Annotated in this window: 14 protein-coding genes and 1 tRNA gene; 9 read left to right on the forward strand and 6 right to left on the reverse strand. The window is 45.0% G+C overall.

The genetic code is table 11. The features are described 5' to 3' along the window. Nucleotides 1-66: 66 nt before the first annotated feature. From uvrB to DKT73_RS10250, 4 genes are all read left to right on the forward strand, one after another. Entirely contained in the window at nt 67-2,094 is a 2,028-nt protein-coding gene (gene uvrB, locus DKT73_RS10235) for an excinuclease ABC subunit UvrB (protein WP_111638452.1), read from the forward strand. Between the two features lie 15 nt (nt 2,095-2,109). Next, nucleotides 2,110-2,298 (forward strand): hypothetical protein, encoded by a 189-nt coding sequence (locus tag DKT73_RS10240; protein WP_111638453.1) that lies wholly within the window; start codon nt 2,110-2,112, stop codon nt 2,296-2,298. 83 nt (nt 2,299-2,381) lie between these two features. Further along, nucleotides 2,382-2,458, forward strand: a tRNA-Val gene (locus DKT73_RS10245). Between the two features lie 223 nt (nt 2,459-2,681). After that, entirely contained in the window at nt 2,682-3,071 is a 390-nt protein-coding gene (locus DKT73_RS10250) for a DUF5655 domain-containing protein (RefSeq protein WP_198666584.1), read from the forward strand. 133 nt (nt 3,072-3,204) lie between these two features. On the opposite strand, the gene DKT73_RS10255 is transcribed toward DKT73_RS10250, so the two are convergent. Continuing rightward, complete coding sequence (locus tag DKT73_RS10255) at nt 3,205-4,533, reverse strand: Fic family protein (RefSeq protein ID WP_198666585.1); 1,329 nt, start codon at nt 4,531-4,533, stop codon at nt 3,205-3,207. 211 nt (nt 4,534-4,744) lie between these two features. Between DKT73_RS10255 and DKT73_RS20040 the strand changes: the two genes are divergently transcribed. The 3 genes from DKT73_RS20040 to DKT73_RS10265 all read left to right on the forward strand — a co-directional run bounded on the left by DKT73_RS20040 (nt 4,745) and on the right by DKT73_RS10265 (nt 9,090). Further along, nucleotides 4,745-4,897, forward strand: a complete 153-nt coding sequence (locus DKT73_RS20040; RefSeq protein WP_157959170.1) for a hypothetical protein — start codon at nt 4,745-4,747, stop codon at nt 4,895-4,897. Between the two features lie 366 nt (nt 4,898-5,263). Beyond that, nucleotides 5,264-5,887 carry a response regulator transcription factor gene (locus tag DKT73_RS10260; protein WP_111638455.1) on the forward strand — a complete coding sequence of 208 codons (624 nt, stop codon included), beginning with the start codon at nt 5,264-5,266 and terminating at the stop codon, nt 5,885-5,887. Further along, the gene (locus DKT73_RS10265) at nt 5,884-9,090 is read left to right on the forward strand and encodes a response regulator (RefSeq protein WP_111638456.1); all 3,207 of its coding nucleotides are present in this window, start codon (nt 5,884-5,886) and stop codon (nt 9,088-9,090) included. Before DKT73_RS10260 ends, DKT73_RS10265 begins: the two co-directional genes overlap by 4 nt. A gap of 106 nt (nt 9,091-9,196) precedes the next feature. On the opposite strand, the gene DKT73_RS10270 is transcribed toward DKT73_RS10265, so the two are convergent. The 5 genes from DKT73_RS10270 to DKT73_RS10290 all read right to left on the reverse strand — a co-directional run bounded on the left by DKT73_RS10270 (nt 9,197) and on the right by DKT73_RS10290 (nt 14,933). Beyond that, on the reverse strand, nt 9,197-9,706 hold the full coding sequence (locus DKT73_RS10270) for a CS1 type fimbrial major subunit (protein ID WP_111638457.1): 510 nt from the start codon (nt 9,704-9,706) through the stop codon (nt 9,197-9,199). 140 nt (nt 9,707-9,846) lie between these two features. Continuing rightward, on the reverse strand, nt 9,847-11,091 hold the full coding sequence (locus tag DKT73_RS10275; protein ID WP_111638458.1) for a hypothetical protein: 1,245 nt from the start codon (nt 11,089-11,091) through the stop codon (nt 9,847-9,849). Nucleotides 11,092-11,101: 10 nt separating this feature from the next. Beyond that, nucleotides 11,102-13,579 carry a TcfC E-set like domain-containing protein gene (locus tag DKT73_RS10280; protein ID WP_157959171.1) on the reverse strand — a complete coding sequence of 826 codons (2,478 nt, stop codon included), beginning with the start codon at nt 13,577-13,579 and terminating at the stop codon, nt 11,102-11,104. Nucleotides 13,580-13,687: 108 nt separating this feature from the next. Continuing rightward, the gene (locus tag DKT73_RS10285; RefSeq protein ID WP_111638460.1) at nt 13,688-14,176 is read right to left on the reverse strand and encodes a CS1 type fimbrial major subunit; all 489 of its coding nucleotides are present in this window, start codon (nt 14,174-14,176) and stop codon (nt 13,688-13,690) included. Nucleotide 14,177: 1 nt separating this feature from the next. Further along, a complete protein-coding gene (locus DKT73_RS10290; RefSeq protein ID WP_198666586.1) occupies nt 14,178-14,933 on the reverse strand; it encodes a hypothetical protein in 756 nt (251 codons plus the stop codon). A gap of 313 nt (nt 14,934-15,246) precedes the next feature. On the opposite strand from DKT73_RS10290, the gene DKT73_RS10295 reads away from it, so the two are divergent. Continuing rightward, nucleotides 15,247-16,158, forward strand: coding sequence for a pirin family protein (locus tag DKT73_RS10295; RefSeq protein WP_111638461.1), 912 nt, complete (start codon nt 15,247-15,249; stop codon nt 16,156-16,158). Between the two features lie 490 nt (nt 16,159-16,648). Continuing rightward, nucleotides 16,649-18,253: a glucan biosynthesis protein G gene (locus DKT73_RS10300; protein ID WP_232827840.1), complete on the forward strand. Its 1,605-nt coding sequence runs from the start codon at nt 16,649-16,651 to the stop codon at nt 18,251-18,253. Nucleotides 18,254-18,255 lie beyond the last annotated feature (2 nt).

The following is an 18,255-nucleotide window of genomic DNA, read 5'->3' on the forward strand; positions in this document are numbered from 1 at the left end:
ATATCGGACGTTTTCTGCAAAATTTGCTAACCTATTGTGTCGATTGTATAGCTTAGGGAAAAATCCGTGTCACAAGAGTTTCAAGTTGTCTCACCTTATTCACCTGCGGGCGATCAGCCAAAAGCCATAGAAAAACTCGTGCGTGGTGTCGAAGCGGGCTTGGCCCATCAAACCTTACTTGGGGTAACGGGTTCAGGTAAAACGTATACCATTGCGAATGTTATCTCACAGGTAAAACGCCCGACGATCGTCATGGCACACAACAAAACCTTGGCGGCGCAGCTTTACGGCGAATTCAAAGAATTCTTTCCCAATAACGCCGTAGAATATTTTGTTTCCTACTACGATTATTACCAACCCGAAGCTTATGTGGCTGCATCGGATACCTTTATCGAAAAAGATGCCTCCGTCAATGAACACATAGAGCAAATGCGTCTCTCGGCAACCAAAGCTTTGTTGGAGCGTGAAGACGTTATTATTGTTGCAACAGTATCGGCGATTTATGGCTTGGGTGACCCGCAGTCTTATTTGAAAATGATGTTGCACCTTGACCGCGGTGATCGTATTGATCAGCGTGACGTATTGCGACGCTTGGCTGAGCTGCAATACAGCCGTAATGATTTGGTATTAGAGCGGGGTAACTTTCGAGTGCGTGGCGATGTAATCGAAGTTTTTCCAGCAGACTCGGAAGACACCGCGATTCGTATTGAATTGTTTGACGATGAAGTCGAAACCTTATCAATGATCGACCCGTTAACCAATAAAACACTTCGTAAAGTGCCTCGTGTCACCATTTATCCGAAAACGCACTACGTGACGCCCAAAGAAACTGTGCAAGCCGCGATTGAGCGTATTAAGGTCGAGCTGGATCAACGCCTAGAGCAGTTGAAGTCAATGAACAAACTCGTGGAAATGCAACGCCTTGATCAACGTACACGATACGATCTAGAAATGATGCAAGAGTTGGGTTATTGCAATGGCATAGAAAACTACTCGCGGTATTTGTCTGGTCGAGAAGAAGGTTCACCGCCGCCGACGTTATTTGATTATTTACCCGCTAATGCCTTGTTGGTGATCGATGAGTCCCACGTTACCGTGTCACAGATTGGTGCCATGTACAAAGGCGACCGATCTCGTAAAGAGAACCTTGTTGAGTATGGCTTCCGTTTACCTTCGGCGCTGGATAATCGTCCTATGCGATTTGAAGAATGGGAGCAGATTAAACCGCAAACTATCTTTGTTTCAGCCACACCGGGGAAATACGAAGCAGAGCATCAAGACTGGGTGGTTGAGCAAATTGTTCGTCCGACTGGCTTGATCGACCCTATTTTAGAAGTGCGCCCTGTGGCAACTCAGGTGGACGACTTATTGTCAGAAATAAACTTACGACTCCCTCTTGGCGAGCGTGTTTTGGTAACCACTCTGACAAAGCGTATGGCAGAAGATTTAAGCGATTACTTGAGTGATCATGGAATTCGTGTGCGTTATTTGCATTCTGACATCGACACCGTTGAACGTGTTGAGATCATTCGTGATTTACGTCTGGGGGAATTTGATGTCCTAGTGGGTATTAACTTGTTGCGAGAGGGCTTGGACATTCCGGAAGTGAGCCTGGTGGCGATTCTTGATGCTGATAAAGAAGGCTTTTTGCGCTCAGACAAGTCGCTCATCCAAACGATCGGTCGTGCAGCCCGTAACGTCAATGGTAAAGCTATTTTGTACGCCGATCGTATTACAGGCTCTATGGAGCGCGCAATCAGTGAAACCGATCGTCGTCGTGAAAAGCAAAAAGCCCATAACGAAGAGCATGGTATTACACCAAAAGGCATCACCAAATCGGTTGAAGACATTATGGAAGGGGCTTACAACCCAGGTGCAGGCAAGCGTGGTAGCAAAACCAAGAAAGTAGCCGAGACGGCAAAAGATTATCAAGTGGAAAGCATGGAAGACGTGGCGCAAGTGCGTAAAGCTATGATCCAACTGCAAAAGGAAATGATGCAAGCCTCGGAAGAGCTTAAATTCGAATTGGCAGCGGGTTATCGAGATCAGATACGTCAATTGCAGAAAAAACTCAAAGACGTTGGTGAGTCCTAACGGCGGGAAACAAACATGGCCATTACGCTAAGAAACTATAATATCGTCCGAGTCATCGACAAGGGCGTCATCGTCAACTGCACCGTGATCGAAATGTGCTACGACTACGCCCTTGTTCGCTTTAAAGACAAAAAATACAAAGTGCCATATGGCTTAATAGACGAAGTCATCGGCCATGAACTCCTTGTTCCATTCGACGAATAAACAGTTTTAAAACAAAGACTTCAAAAAGTTTGCGCTAGGGCTTGCCAAAAGCAAACCTCTGCGTATAATAGCCAACACTTTTTAGGACTATAGCTCAGTTGGTTAGAGCGCTACCTTGACATGGTAGAGGTCGGCGATTCGAGTTCGCCTAGTCCTACCACCGAATAAAGTAATAAAATCAAGGGCTTACGTTAATTCGTAAGCCCTTTTTTTGTATTTAATCTCCTTAAAATTTCCGAAAAATTTCCAATTGATAGTTATTTTTAAGCGCTTTTCATGGTGTTTTTTGGCTTCTTAGCGGGTGCTGGCTAGGCTTTCTGTGCTGGCTTTTTCGTTCAGGCATAAAAAAAGAGAGCTTTTAGCTCTCTTCTTCGTCGATTAGTTTGGCGAGTTCTCATGGTATTCGCTGGTCTTTCCAGTTTATGTTGGTCATGTCTATTGTGGCGTTGTCGCGTGCTACGGGCGCGTATACTTTTGATGAACATTTAGAGGGGAAAACTGATGACGTACGCGAGCTAACGGCGACTATTCGTGAGTTTATCCTTGGCTTAGACGAGTCCATCGAGGAAGTGCCGAAAAAGTATTACGTGGCCTACAAAGTCTCGCAAAATATCGTCTGTATGGAAGTCAAAGGTCGCAACGTTAAGCTATTTTTGAAGCTTAAACCCTCTGATGTACCAACACAGACAGCCCATTATCGTGATGTGACATCAATAGGGCATTACGGTACGGGTGATGTGGAGTTTACTTTTGGATCAGAAGCGGACTTTTAGCCAGTAAAAGCTTTTATACAAATGGCCTATAATAAGGTGGGCGGGTAGAGATCGTTCACGGACAATACTCCCATAAACCTAGTCTCGAGAATTTATAGGGGAGAGCGCCATAACCTTCGGCTGTTTCACAGTTTCAGCTCCGAGTTTCATGCTGTTGCACAGCCTTCCATGTAGAAAATTCAGAGGGCCGCAAACCATAACGAGCTAAAACGCCTTCATGCATTCGTCTCAGTTCTTCGACAATTAAAGCTTGTAGATCATTTTGCTCTGCAGCAGGAATTTCTGTTTTTACTGTTTGCTGAATAAGTGTAAACGGATCTTGTTCAGGGCTCGTCACAACCAGATGAATCGTTTGCTTGATAAAGTCTCGCCAAGTCAGGCGTAATGGGTCTGGCTCTGCTAAATCTTGCTTTATCGCTAAATACTCTTGGGTCGATCTCTCATAAGCCCAAACATAAAGATCGCGTAATAATTCGACTCGCGCCATTTCGTAAATGCCTAACGTCGCTCTGCTATAGGCTTGCTCTGGCACATCTAGAAAAGTTAACGGACATAGGTTAGCCCGAAATAGTGGCAGATTCGCAGCCAAGCGGGAGGTGCGTTTATTAATATCAGCAAATGGTTGCAAATAAGGTAAGTGCACCATCATAAAAAAAGATTGCTCAAAAGCATCGCCAATCTGGTTCGCTTTGTTAAGCAGTACATCGAGCGTCTCTTCTATTTGCGCCAAAGCCGATAATGGACGGTAGACACTTTTGCCAATATCTACAGCATGTTGTCGAATTCGACCTTCATCGGCCGGGTTGGGTAGCAAGTTTTCCGACAATGTACTGTGTATATTCATCAGGGTATAGCGATTAAATTCAGCTGAGTCGATATTGTCCACCAATAACTCAATAGCCGATTTATGGTTTAGTATCATTTGTGTCTCAATGGTAGCCTTACCCTGTGCGGACTTACCATGTTCGATCAGCTCACGGGTATCTAAGCGAGAATAGGTATTTCCTTCCAAATGACTTGATGCCCATGACAAATCGATCAGCAACCGATTTAAAATAGCGCGAGAGTAAGTTCCAGCAGGTTCTTGACGGTCCGTAGTTTTGCCCATTTTGTGTAATTGGCGACGCAATGACTCTGACAAATACCATGTCTTATTAGGCTGATAAGAATCCAAAAAATCCCGTTGATAGCCTATAGGTTTGCGGGCTTCAAGCGGTTGATTGATATAACTTAATATGTCCTGACTATCCGCAGATATCGGGATAGAGATAGGAAAAACATCGTCCTTATTCGTAATAACATTTGTTTTTGATCGTGCTTCTGATGGAACATCAGCACCAAAATAACGCCGCCCTCTACCATCCCCTTGAGCAACGACCAGCCCCTCTTCAACCAGCTTGGCAACTTGTCGCTGCGCTGAACGTCTGGCTATATCGGGATGCATGGTCATGAGCTCTGCCATTGACACCCCATTGGTGGATGTATTAATGCTTTTCAACAAATCGTTGGTAGATGACATAGTGTTTTGGCGCAATTTTAAGTTAGTGTTGGCGCAATTGTGGCGCAATTTCTAGGATGGCGCCAGTTTAAACGCGTTGTTTGGCGCGATTTTGGCGGCTTTGTTTATTAAAGAACTGTTTAACTGAAATCTAGTGGGCGGATCACCAGCTTTTATGAAGACTAAGTTAATGAAAAATCGTTATCGTGATGTGACATCAATAGGGCATTACGGTACGGGCGATGTGGAATTTACGCTTGCCTCAGAATTGGACTTTGAGCCAGTAAAAGCCTTTATACAAATGGCCTATAACAAGGTGGGCGGGTAGAGGTCATTCACGGACAATACTGTCGAATTTGTACGTCGATTGTCTACTATCGTTAAGGCTTGAAATGAGAGATGAGGTCTGAGTGATCGGCTACATTTGTCGTATCCATTTCTCCATTGTTGAGTGACCGATATTCATCGCTTCTGCTGATTCTCGAACGGTGATGTAGATAAACGACGAGCGATACGGCTTCTAGTCGAATTTAATCCCTGTAACTGGATGACTGAATTCATTAGGTCACTGGGTGTTTCGAGAGGGTGATAATAAAATTAGATTAATCCTATAGTGGTAACTGGCGGATCTGCATATGCTATCCAGTCCGTAATTGTGTATGCTTTGTAAAATAAATTGTCGCTGGAGTAAAGCATGTTACCCATCTCTGTTGCTGTAGTGGATGATCATCCGTTTTTACGTTTGGCAGTAAAAGCGGTACTGGAGCGGTATAATTTTGTGGTAATGGCGGAAGCGGACAATGGCATAGACGCCATTCAATTACTAAAAAACACCCCTTGCCAGCTGATGATCTTGGATTTGGATATTCCGCAAATGAGTGGCTTGGAAGTGATACGCCGTGTTAACCAGCGTTATCCTGACACCCGCATTTTAGTGCTTACCGCTCAGGATCCATCGGTGTATGCGGTGCGCTGCATTGAAGCTGGCGCTTATGGGATTCTCTCTAAAGCGCAGCCTCTGGAAGAATTAGCAGAAGCCGCACGTTTGGTGCTGAAAGGCAAAAAAGTATTCCCACAACCAGAGTTTTACGGCGAACCGCTGGCAGGCTCTGAGAGCGAATTATTAGCCAGTTTAACCAACAGGGAGCTGCAAATCGTTGAATTGTTGTGTAAAGGTCATGCCAATAAAGACATAGCAGAAACGATGGCCATTAGCCATAAAACGGTCAGCACCCACAAAACCAATATTCTTGCCAAACTAAACTTAGGCTCGTCTATGGAGCTGTTTGATTTTGCCAAAAGGCATAATTTGATATGAGGCGATGGCTTTGGATTTTTCTGTTGCTGGTTCCGCTAGTGTCGGCAGCTCAGCAGCTTCAGCTCTTTTCCCGCAGCACTGCAATGGTACAAATAGAGCAAACAGGAGCGGAGCAGCAGTGGTTGATGGCAAAGAAACAGCTGGTGTTTGGTGCGTTGAACGACGAGCATCCGCCTTTTGTTATTAAAACCAATGGCAGAGATTTTGAGGGTATTACCGCGGATTATTTGGGTCTGATCAGCGCAGCTTTGGCAAAGCCTGTAGAAGTTCGAAGCTTCGCCACTAAAGCAGAGTTAATCGCCGCTGCGCGCGCAGGCACCATCGACTTTTACAGTTACGCTCGTATGAATGAGCTGGATGTCGCAGATATCGTTGCGACAGAGCCTTATGCAGATGATATTCCGGTGTTGGTAACCGCATCACATCAGCCATCCACTACAAAGTTAACCGCAAAACAGATGGCTAACCGTAAATTCAGGTTGGCCTTTTCAAAACACTATTTAACTGTGGAACGGTTACAGCAAAGTTTTCCTGACGCTGATTTAGTGCCATACGACAATTTAACTCAGGCAATAGAGGCTGTGGCTTTAGGTCATGCTGATTGGTATTTAGGCAATGCTATCAGCGCGCATTATTTAATTCACAGCGGTCATTTTTCAGAACTGAATATCAGCGACTTTACCCCTCTGGCGTCAGGACACTTTACCTTTCATGTGTCGAAACAACAGACTGAGCTATTGGCACTGTTAAATAAAGTGATCTCTGCTGTGCCTCATACTGAGCGGCAACAGATTTTACAGCGCTGGAGTGCCGGTCGCGCGCTTTATATGTTGGCAGAGCGTATCGAATTATCAGAAGCTGAACACCGCTACATAGAACGCGATAACGCTGTGCGTATTGTGCATGTGCTGAGCGACACTCCTTTTTTAATGGGTTCAAACGATTTAAGCCAAGGTGTTGGCATTTTAAAGTCCTTAACAGAAGCGATTAGTGCCAAGACTGGGCTGGAGTTCGAGTGGGTGCCTGCATATTCTTTGACTGAGATGCTGCAACTGCTAAAGCAGGGTAAAGCAGACCTGTCGGCTATTCTGGCGCCCAATGCTGAACGAGCTGAATTTTTAAATTTCAGTCGGCCTTATCTGGTGACTTCGTATGCGGTATTGACCCGTGAGGACTCAGCAACACCTGAATTGCGGTTGGAGCAGATGGCGGGAAAAACGTTAGCCATTCAAACCAATCATGCAATAGTGCCTTATCTTAAGGCAACGTATCCTGATATGAAGTTTACATTTGTTGATAACTTGCAGCAAAGCGTGGATGCCGTATTAAAGGGGCAGGCTGATGCTTTGGTTGAAAACCTTGTGATAGCAAGGTTTTATACTGAATTAACCTATAAAAACCAATTGCAAATCAGTTCTAGTTTTTTACCCGCTGGTGCACGTTTTACCTTAGCTGTCTCCAAGCAGCAACCTGAGCTGTTTAGCATTTTGGATAAAACTCTGCTGAGTATTCCGCCCGATCAATTGGCGCTGTTGTCAGATTGGTCGGTTAACCCTTCTACTCCAAACTTTTGGCAGAGTTATCGCCAGCAGCTTATCCAGGCGGCAGTTGTTTTTACTCTGGTTGTACTGGGATTTCTATTCTGGAATTTTTACTTACGCCGTCAGGTGCGGGAGCGTCAGTTACTGCTTGAACAAGTTGAACGTGCCAAAGAGCAGGCTTTAGAGGCCAGCAAAGCCAAGAGTTTTTTTCTTTCCACTATGAGCCACGAAATTCGAACACCGCTGCACGCGATTATAGGCACGTTGGAGCTTGCAAAGCGCCAAGCCGATGAGAAGCTATGGGATTTTACCGCTATTGATATTGCCTATGATTCAGCTCAAGGCCTAAAAGAACTCATAGGCGATATTCTGGACATTGCCAAAATTGAAGCTGGCCAGTTGGAACTTAACCCGTTTTGGCTGAACTTGAAGGAGGAAATCAACAGGTTGTATCTTGTGTTTGTCGGTATGGCGAAAAGCAAAGGCTTATATTTGAACTGCAAGGTGGATGCTGCTTTTGAGCGATATCAGGTAGAGCTGGATCCTTTACTGTTTAAACAATTGCTATCGAATCTGCTCAGTAATGCTATTAAATTTACGCCGGAAGGCGGTGTGTGTTTACGGTTAATCGTGCTGGAGCAGCAGGATGAGCATCTTTTAGTGCAGCTTTGTGTCAAAGATACTGGGGTGGGCTTGACGCCTGAACAAGGCAAAAACGTGTTGAAACCTTTTGCGCAATTGGCGAACTCAGAACAGGTTTCAGGCGAGCGTGGTTCAGGCTTAGGTTTAAGTATTTGCCAGACCATAGTGCAATTGATACAGGGGCAGCTTTCTATTCAGAGTGAAAAAGGTCAAGGCACAGAAATTCAGATTGAGTTGAAGCTGCCTTGCAGAGCCGCCGTGCCTGTGACTGTCGAGCAATGTCACGATATATCAGAGGAAAATACAGAACAAAATCAACAAGCCTTAAAGCTGTTGGTGGTGGACGATCATCAGGTCAATCGACTGCTATTGCAGCGTCAATTGAGTTATTTAGGTCATCAGGTGTGGCAGGCCGCAGACGGTATCGAAGCATTGGCGCTTTTAACGCAGCAACATCTAGATTTGGTACTAACAGATTGTAATATGCCACGCATGGATGGTTATCAACTGGCTAAAGCCATACGAGAAGACCAAGCCTTAAAACATTTGACTGTCATAGGACTAACGGCCAGAGCCCAGTCCGATGAGATCGCGAAATGTATAGCTGCTGGCATGAATGATTGCTTATTTAAACCTATCAGTATTAATGAATTACAACAAAACATTCAGAAGTATGCCAAAGGCAAAGCGGCATTTAGTATCGATGCTTTATTTGCCTTGTCTGGTCCTGATCCAGCTTTTGCTCGTCAGATGTTATCGACGTTATGCCAAAGCAATAGTCAGGACATTGAACAACTGAAACGGTTGTTACAACGATCGGATTGTGAAGGCTTGAAACAACTGGCGCATAAAATCAAAGGCGCTGCTGTGTTGGTGCAAGCAGAGCAGCTATTGGATAGCTGTGAAACAATGGAACACGCCACAGAGCAGCAGATCACCAGTGCCAGTTTACGGCTATTGGCGGCTTTAAAAGTATTTAACCGCGAAGCACAGTCATGGTGCGACAACAGTCAAAAGTAGCTGGTTTCAGACGGGAAAAACTTCGATTTTTGAGCAAAAACTTTGAATAAAAAAAGGCAGGTAAAGTATCTACCTGCCAAAGGCGCGGGTTGTGCTTAATGAAGACTTATGGGGCTGGCGCAGGCTCTGCATTTGGCAGAGGGGTTTCAAAAGATAGACTAACCACACCTGAATAATTGTCCGGCGTGTAGTTTGCGCCTGTTGCCGGTGCTATTGTCATATTGACCACCTGACCTGCAGCGGCCTGTGTTGCACCCAGCACATCGGCTGATGCAGAACTTAGCGTCACTCCGTTTACAGAAACGGCAAGGTCTATAGTATTGGCCAATAAACTACCTGTCAGGGTAGAGCTGGTCACCGCAGCCTGAATCGCGCCAGTGGTGCTACCCATATGCAGTTGCTTTTGAATAGGGGTTAGCACGTTATTAAAAGTGTTCCATTCCATACGCTGAGGCGCAGTAAAGACGTCGTCCCCAGGCAGTGCATTGACGAAAAAACTGGTGGATGGGACTTCAGCAATAACGGTGATTTGCTTTTGTTCAGTTTGAGCGGCAAAGCCGGACGCTGACAGACTTAACAGCATGGCTGAGGCAAGAACTGTGTTCAGATTTTTCATAGCTAAAAGCTCCTTAAATCAAAAAGTATGCAGCCCTTGTGGTACTGCGGTATTGATGAGCAACTCATCATGAAGGTTATGGTAGGGCAGTCCGATACAGCAGACTATCGGACTAATCTGATTTTACTTTTCAGCCTATATTACAAACGAGGCTCGATCATCAAAGACACTGAGCCTAAATATTCGCCACCCGGATTACTGCGCATGGCTTCCGATACCTCTTTGGAACTGATTTCAAAGTGCACTACCCCTGCGCCGTTTGAGATCTTTTGGTCTGGTGTAAATTTAACCCTGCTGGGGGCGGCGAAGAGTCTTATTCCATCAGCAGTTATGCCATAGGGGGCTTTCATGCCTTGTGGCATGGTGATAGTCGTCATGACGGTAATTCGATGCCCATTTTTCCAGTTTCTTAATCCACAATAAGGTGGCATATCGACACTGCATTGCAGATAAATATTCAGTGGTCCAGTGCTCCAGATTTGAAACGGGATATTTGCTTTGACAGATTCTGTCATTTTTCCTGTTGCCAAGTAGCCTTGCCAGCCTTTCTCTGGCTCCATAACGACTTTGGTGCTGTTGGCTGGAAAGCGCAGCATGGCTTGATGTTCCACATTGAGGTTAATGTTGACAATAAGTTGAGGGTCGGCATAGTCGCCTTCTCCCATATCAAAATCAGCGCCACTGCCAACACTAAATATCAGTCTGCCTTTGTATTTGCCGTTCTCCAACTTCATCGGCGAATCTGTCAGTAGCTCATACGTAAAGGCGATTTGCGTTTGTTCCATAGTAAAAGTTTGAGAGTTAGGTAATACGTCATTTTTAGTCAATAGTCTGTAGCAATTGCCTCCGATATTGTCGTAAGGCGAATTAATATCCCATAAAAAACTAGTGGTATTACCACGTGATGTCGTACCAGCTAACACGCTGGAGCAATTTCCGTTTGTATTAGTGCTTGGCATAATGCCGATACCACCTTTGCCAATCATTTTATAAAGGGAGTTCTGTCCCGCTTGACTAACGTAGGTACCACCTATTCGTTTGATTTTAAAAGTAACTTCGGTTTGCGTACCGCCTTCATGCTGCAATATCACCTTGCGGGAAGAGGGAAATTTAAGATACAAATTGTCTCTGGCGTAGTTGCTGTATCGGACAAACTTGTGATTAATACGACTGTCTACAAGGATTGTTTTGTAATGAGTGTAGTTCCATATGTAAGTGCAGAACGAATCTATGCAGGGGGTGACATCAGTTAAACTTTGTTGGTTTGTACCAGAATAACCGGCCTTGAATTCCGAGTTGATGGTGACTTCTGCTGCCATGAGTTGCTGGACTTGTAGTGCAAGTAACAAGCAAAAAGTTAGGCTAAAAATACGAAAAAAACTCATCATTGGCTCCTTAATTTGCTGCGAGGGGAATTGTTTGTTTATGTAGATGTTCAGCCTTTACCAGCTGAGGCACACAGCGTAAATCGCCTATAAACAACAAGTCTTGTTGTTGCTTTGGTTGAGTATCTACATCAAAATGGCAGACCGTTTCCCCTTGCTGAAGTACGTCTAAAGTGGGGCTTGACTGACGCATTGCTAGGGTAAAAAAACCACTGGCTTCAGTCACAGTGCGGCTAGAATGGTTCAGCACATGTTGTCCAGAGAGCGGTTTTCCTTGCTCGTCTAACAAACGACCCGCTACTGTTATGGTTTTAAACGCAGACAACTTCAGATAATCCACACCGCCTTTATTCAGGTGATAACGCTTTACGGATTGTGACAAGCTGGCGTACTCAGCTCCCTGTTGTTCAATCTCAAAGCTGACGCTACCTGGAGTGTAAGCTTTGACTGGCACTAGGTTCATCCCAGGTGCTAGTTCAACACTTTGTCCACCAGAATCGTGGGCCCGGAGTTTCAGTTCTTCCACGTCTGATTCAAGCTCGACAATAAGGCTAGCGCCACCGTAACTGCTATTACTGCTGGCTGTTATGCTTTCGGTTGAGGCTGCGACAGTGCTGCTTAAGTTGATTCCAGAGCTGATTGTGCCGTCGTAAGAAGAACGAGTCATATAAAGATCCCCGTATAGGTATTGGTTTTTCAGGCTGGTATTCGCAGTAAGTCCCATACCATAACTGTCTATGTTGGCGCTGGCGCCCAGATGTTGGATGCTGCTGTTTTCAACTTGAGTGCTCCAACCTGCTTCAGCGGTGTTTTCTTTGCTACCATCTCGTGATGTTCTATTGCCTAGTGCTGCATAGTACTGTGAGGTGTTTTTGCCAAAGTTAATATTTAAACTCAGCTCCACTCCAGTATTTCGATAGGCGGTAGCGCCTGACAAAGCAGGGCGGTTAAAAGCAGTAAAACGCCAACTACTGTTGGCATCAAAATTTTGCTGGTGGTATTGCCAGTTCACGTCAACCCCAGAGCCCAACCCCGGCTGATGCGTTAGGCGTAAAGAGCCACTTTGGCTGGCATTAATTCGATGATGCCAGCTTAGGGCTGAATTACGTTGTGTCCTTGCCTGTGACAGTGCAGTTGCTTGGGTTCTATTAAATTGCTGGCTAAGCATCAAGCTGCCGCTATCAAAACCGTAAATAAACTGACCGTTGAGGCCAGAACCTGCATTTTGACTTTGATACATATTGGTCAGTACTCTGCTGCGCTCGTTAAGACTGAAATCGACCGAACTACCAAAAGCAACAGCTTGATCGCTGTACTGGCTAGAAAAACCTAAAACAGTGTTAGGGTTGAGTAGGTAATTGAGTGCTGCTCCTACTGTAGCGCTGCCTTCAAATGCCGATTCAGTGTTATTAAATAGTTCAGTCTGTCTACCAGCAAATAGGCTGTAACGCAGTGGTTCGGATGGGTCTTGCCATTGGGTGGGTTTATAGATCATGGCTTCGGATTCAGATAACAGCTGACCATCCTGTACAACACGTAATTGCACTGCGTAAATGCCAGTTGGTAACACTTTAGTGTTGATCGTTTGCAAACCAGCCTGTATTTGCTGGCTGTTTATCAGCTGATTATTTCGGTAAATTTCAACGATCGCAGGACGGTCTGCAGTGACATAGACTGCTGTGGTGCTAGGGAAACTGTGGTCGACCACCAAAGTATCGGATGAACTCAGCATCACTCCCAGCATATTGTCACCGCCAACACCACGGCCTGGAGTCAGGTTTAGACCCTGTGCCGTACTGGCGAAATAGCCAACACGCAGTGCTTTGCCTTCAAGTTCACGCTGGCTGTAGAGTTGACTCAAACCATAGTAGGTAGACTCATTTCCTAAACCACTGCGGGAAATTTGTGTGCCTGTGAAGTGGGTCCAATTTCCTGTGCTGCTCATCAGTTCCATACTGTAATAAAGTGGGCTGGATGCGTCTTCTACATTCATCAGATTCAATTGATTTTGCATGATCAGACTCGAACTGCCAGCACTTGGTAAGGCTTGATATTTTGCTGTTGTAGAACCTTGCTCGGCATCTTTGGTGACGATAGACAAACGAGCGTCCTGTAGGCTGTATTCAAGAGCTAATAAGCCGCTTTTGCAGCTCTGGCATTGACCCAATGCTGTTTTTTCTTTCAGTTCAGAGAGCCAAAAATCACGGTCACTGTCGGTGTATGGACTGTTGTATGCATCACTGAAGTCGAGCAGTTGGATCTGTTCGTCGAGAGTCAGCACCAGTAGTCCATCGCCCAGATATTTACCGTTAAGCTCTACGCGGATAGCCAAAGGAACATTAAATAAATGGGCGGCAAAATCTTCTGGCAGTTGCTCTGCCTGTTGTTTCAGGGTTCCGAGCGTTTGTTGTTGCTGAGCAAAAGTAGGAATGCTCAGTGCAGCACAACTGATAAATATGACTAAATATGTCAATGAACATAGAGACAATAGTAGTACCTCCCGCCTTAATTTTGGTTGGCGCTATGCTAAAGACAGGAGCTGGTTGAGAATATCGGACTAATCTGAGTTTGTGTGTGATGTGTGAGTTTTACTTAATCAGGGGGCGGAAGTTTCTAATAGTAAGGTGACAATTCCACTGTATGACCCTGGAAAATAAGATCGACCATCTGCTCTGGGTTTTGTACTAATACTGAGCTGAACCAGAGTTTGTTCTATGGCTTCTGCGGCTGACAATATTTGACTGCTACGTAAACCAAGTTCTACCTGGTTCAGCTTAACGTTGAGATTAATGTGTTCAGCGCCATTGCTGAGCTGAGGATTGTCTAATAGTCTGGCGCTGACTGCTCCTACGGAGCTTTGGATTAACAATTGTTTATTCAGTGGGTAGAACTGGCGCCTCGACATATCCCATTCCATACGCTGAGGCTTACCCAACCAAGGATCAGAATCTGGTGCCGTGACGATAAAGTGAGTGCGTGGAAGTTGCAGCACCAGTACAAAATCTTTTTTGAGTGCCGCCGCGTTGAGTAAAAAGCTGTTCAGGCTTAGCAAAAGCAGCACACTGCAGTGCAGAAATTGCCTCATATCAAAACTCCTGCATGTTTTTATGGTCACCTTCTTGTAACTCAAAGCGGTAATGGCGGCCTGCTTCTTTGTGCAGCGTTTTGGTTTTACCCGGCAAAATATGCTCCAGTATCGGCTTGTCGCAGTTGGTATTAGCCGAGTCACATTGTGTCAATTTATCCAGTTTGATAGTGGTATTGCCGTTGTTGCGGATAACGATTTTTTCGTTATCAGGGGTGATCTGAGTGTCATACTGCTCATGTGCCGGATGCACAAAGACGATAGTGCCGTACCCCGCCAGCAAGTTAAAACCCGCCTGTAAGGTGCTGTTGTATTCCGCACTTTCTTCGGCGCTTAAGTTGAAGTTGTCGTTGATATCTGGCAGCACAGGAATATAACGCACTCTAAAGTAACGTTCTTTGTCGCGGGGGCCAATAAACAACAAACGAGCTGACTGAATACCTGATGCCGGAATAATCAAACGGGCAGGGCTGACAATTAAGGTGTCAGCGTTTTGGCTATCACCTAGAATTTCACCTGCTTCCACTTCTTTGGCGGTTCCGTTTTCGTCATACACGATTTCGTGCACTGTCACCCGAACAAACGCGGTGGCATCGCCTGCATTGTAAATCCGTTTGAGTTCAGTGCTTTGTTTACCACTGATGTAATCGTGTAAGGTACCGACGTTAATATTAGGGGCTGCGGCGTAACAGACTGACCCCGTCAGACCAGCAAGTACAACAAAGGTTTTGAGCAGAGTGCATAGTTTGTAGTGCATTAGATAGGTCGCTTCTTAGTGTGAATTAACCTGGCGGAATACTAAAAATATTTACCACCAGTAAGGCAAGCTAGTCTAAAGCGTGGCAAGTTGGTTGTGGATCGGACTTGTCTGATTTTAACGGTGATGAACTAAGAAAGAGCGTATGGCAATTTCAGTTAAGATAAAAATCACTTACAAGCCGCTGTGACTTTTTGCATACTGTGTTTAAGTGCATTTAAACGTAAGGGGTGTTAAGCGAGGTGGGTACGCTGAAGGTCATTGCTCTAGCGCATGACCCGACAATAAAAAATGACTTAAGCAGGTGAATAGTATGAGCATAGAAAAAGCAAACGTCGAGTTGGCGTGTGATACCGATAAAGGATGCGAGGCGATTGATATTATTATCAAGCCGCGAGAGAAAGATCTAGGCGAGTTCATGGTTAGGCGTACCTTGCCAACGACGGAGCGAAAGACGGTCGGCCCGTGGATTTTCTTTGATCATATGGGGCCAGCGCATTTTCCAGCGGGTTCCGGTATCAATGTTCGTCCACATCCGCATATCAACTTGGCCACGGTGACTTACCTGTTTGAAGGGGAGATTTTGCATCGAGATTCGTTGGGGAGTTACGCCACAATTACGCCTGGGGATATTAATCTCATGGTGGCGGGCAAAGGCATTACCCATTCTGAGCGAGAGCGTCCCGAAATAAAAAATGTGCCTCATACGCTGCATGGTTTGCAACTTTGGCTGGCATTGCCAGAGAAAGACGAAGAGATCGAACCTGCTTTTTATCATTACTCTGCCGACAGTATTCCTACAGCGACGGTAGAAGGTGTGCCCTTGAGAGTATTGATGGGCAGTGCTTACGGGTTGACCTCACCGGTAAAAACCTATGCTGAGACCTTGTATGTTGAAGCTCACATGCAAGAGGGGCAGAGCTTAGTCTTGCCTAATGCCGAAGAGCGTGCCATTTATGTAGCAAAAGGTAGTCTGAAAATAAACGACACCGTGATACCTGAGTTTGCCATGGTCATTTTGACGGCGGCTGATGACATAGTGATTGAAGCCACGGCGGATTCGCGCATCGCTTTAATTGGTGGCGAAAAAGTGGGTAAGCGTTTTATTGAATGGAATTTTATTTCCAGTCGTAAAGAGCGCGTTGAGCAAGCAAAACGAGACTGGCAGTCTGGGGCCTTTCCAAAAGTCATTGATGACGAAGAGGAATTTATTCCTTTGCCTTAAACGCCAAGTTCTATCATTTTAGTAGGCTTTTATGGGGTCTACCACAACTCAAGGTATTGGAGCCAACGTGTGCGAATCCCAATTAAACAGGGTAGTCAGCGGTTATCCTGTTTAATTGGGGATCTATATCAGATGATTAAAAGAGGTTGTTATTTCATCGTTTTTTAAGGCTTTTATAGGGCAATTTGTGGTCCAGTTGCACATGGTTCTTATCTGGGTCAAATCAATGAATTATTTCTATATTTTGTAGGGTGTTAGCCATGTAACATTTTCATATCTTCTATTATGATAGGCGCGGCTGGCCCAGTTGAGCGACGATTAAGTAGTGTGAAACCTCTTCAAACACAATTTCTCCTTAGTTTTTATGAATTCCTCCGACTTTGCTGCCTTAATCTCACGCAAGTTTGATTATATGATAAGTGTCAAATTTATGACGTCATCCCTATGTTGGGGCTTGGTTAAGTCCAATTAAGCAACGAGAGAGCTTCTTTTGAAATTATTTACTTCTTTACCTCACATGCGCGCCAATTCCTTTTTTCTTGTTAAGCTGCCTTTATTAACCTCGTTGTTAATTAATCTAGTAGGGTATGCACAGGCGGAAGAATCTAATGTAAAGGTGGATCCTATTCCAGTAGCGGAAAGTGCTCAGCTAGAGAAAGAATCAGAAGGCTATGTTTTTACCAACCAGACAGTGATTGATTTGGCGAGAACATTGGCGCAGTCGCCTATGAAGCCTGCAGATAAAGCGCCTCAAGCATTAACGACGATGGATTATCCAACCTATCGACAAATTAATTTTCAGCAAAACCAAGCTGTGTGGGGAAACACGCCAACCAAATTTTCTGTACAGTTATTTGCACCCGGTTTTATATTCAAAGATCTCGTGTCTATTGATGTAGTGGAAAGTGGAAAAGCTTTCCCGCTTACTGTATCTGCTGACTCTTTTACCACACCGAATCCTGAAATCAGTGCGCTGATTTCTCAAGTGGGTAAATACGCTGGATTGCGTTTGCATTACCCAATAAACAAAGCCGATGTGAGTGATGAGTTTGCGGTGTTTCAAGGCGCCAGTTATTTTCGTGCAGTATCAAAAGATCAGTCTTATGGTTTGTCTGCACGAGGACTTGCCGTTGACGTGGCGCAGCCAAAAGGCGAAGAATTTCCAATGTTCAAACAGTTCTGGATTGAACGCCCATCTTCTAGTCAAGACGCGATTGTTGTCCATGCCTTGCTGGACAGCAAAAGCATTACTGGCGCCTATCGCTTTGGTATTTATCCCGGCAAACCAACACGTATCGATGTAAAAGCCACACTGTTTCCTCGGGCGGATTTGAAAAATGTGGGTATCGCTCCACTGACGTCCATGTTCATGCACAACAGTTCTCTGGATGTATCAGATATACCGGATTATCGTCCGGCTGTTCATAATTCTGATGGCTTGCAGATTCTAACGGGCAATGATGAGATGATCTGGCGCCCATTGAATAATCCTAGTTCATTGCAGGTTAGCGCTTTCAGTGATACTTCTCCAAAAGGGTTTGGTTTAATTCAGCGCAAGCGTAAATTTGAAGATTATCAGGATTTAGAAGCTAATTACCAGACACGTCCTTCTGCTTGGATTAAGCCAATCAATGACTGGGGAGCAGGTCATGTGGAATTGGTCGAGATTCCCTCAAAGTCTGAGACGAACGACAACATAGTTGCTTATTGGCAACCCAAAGATGGGTTGAAAAAAGACCAATCTTACACTTATCAATATATGATGACATGGTCCAACGATACCCCTGTTTCTTTGGACTCGCCTCGTGTTGTACGTAGCTCAAAAGGGATCAAGCTATTTAAAACCAACCCTGAGGTGGTCATCGATTTTAATAAAATGCCAGAGGTCAATGTGAATGATTTAACCGTTGATGCTGGTATTAGTAATGGCGAAATACTCGAGGCCATCGTGGTGAAGAATCCTCACCAAAACGGCGTTCGTGTTTATCTCTCTTTTGACCCGCAAGACGCAGACTTAGCAGAGTTAAGAGTGCAACTCAAACAGGGCGATACTGCCATTGCCCCTACTTGGCTATATCGTTGGATTAAGGATTAAAC

Source organism: Marinomonas shanghaiensis (assembly GCF_003259175.1).
GTDB classification, from domain to species: Bacteria; Pseudomonadota; Gammaproteobacteria; order Pseudomonadales; family Marinomonadaceae; genus Marinomonas; species Marinomonas shanghaiensis.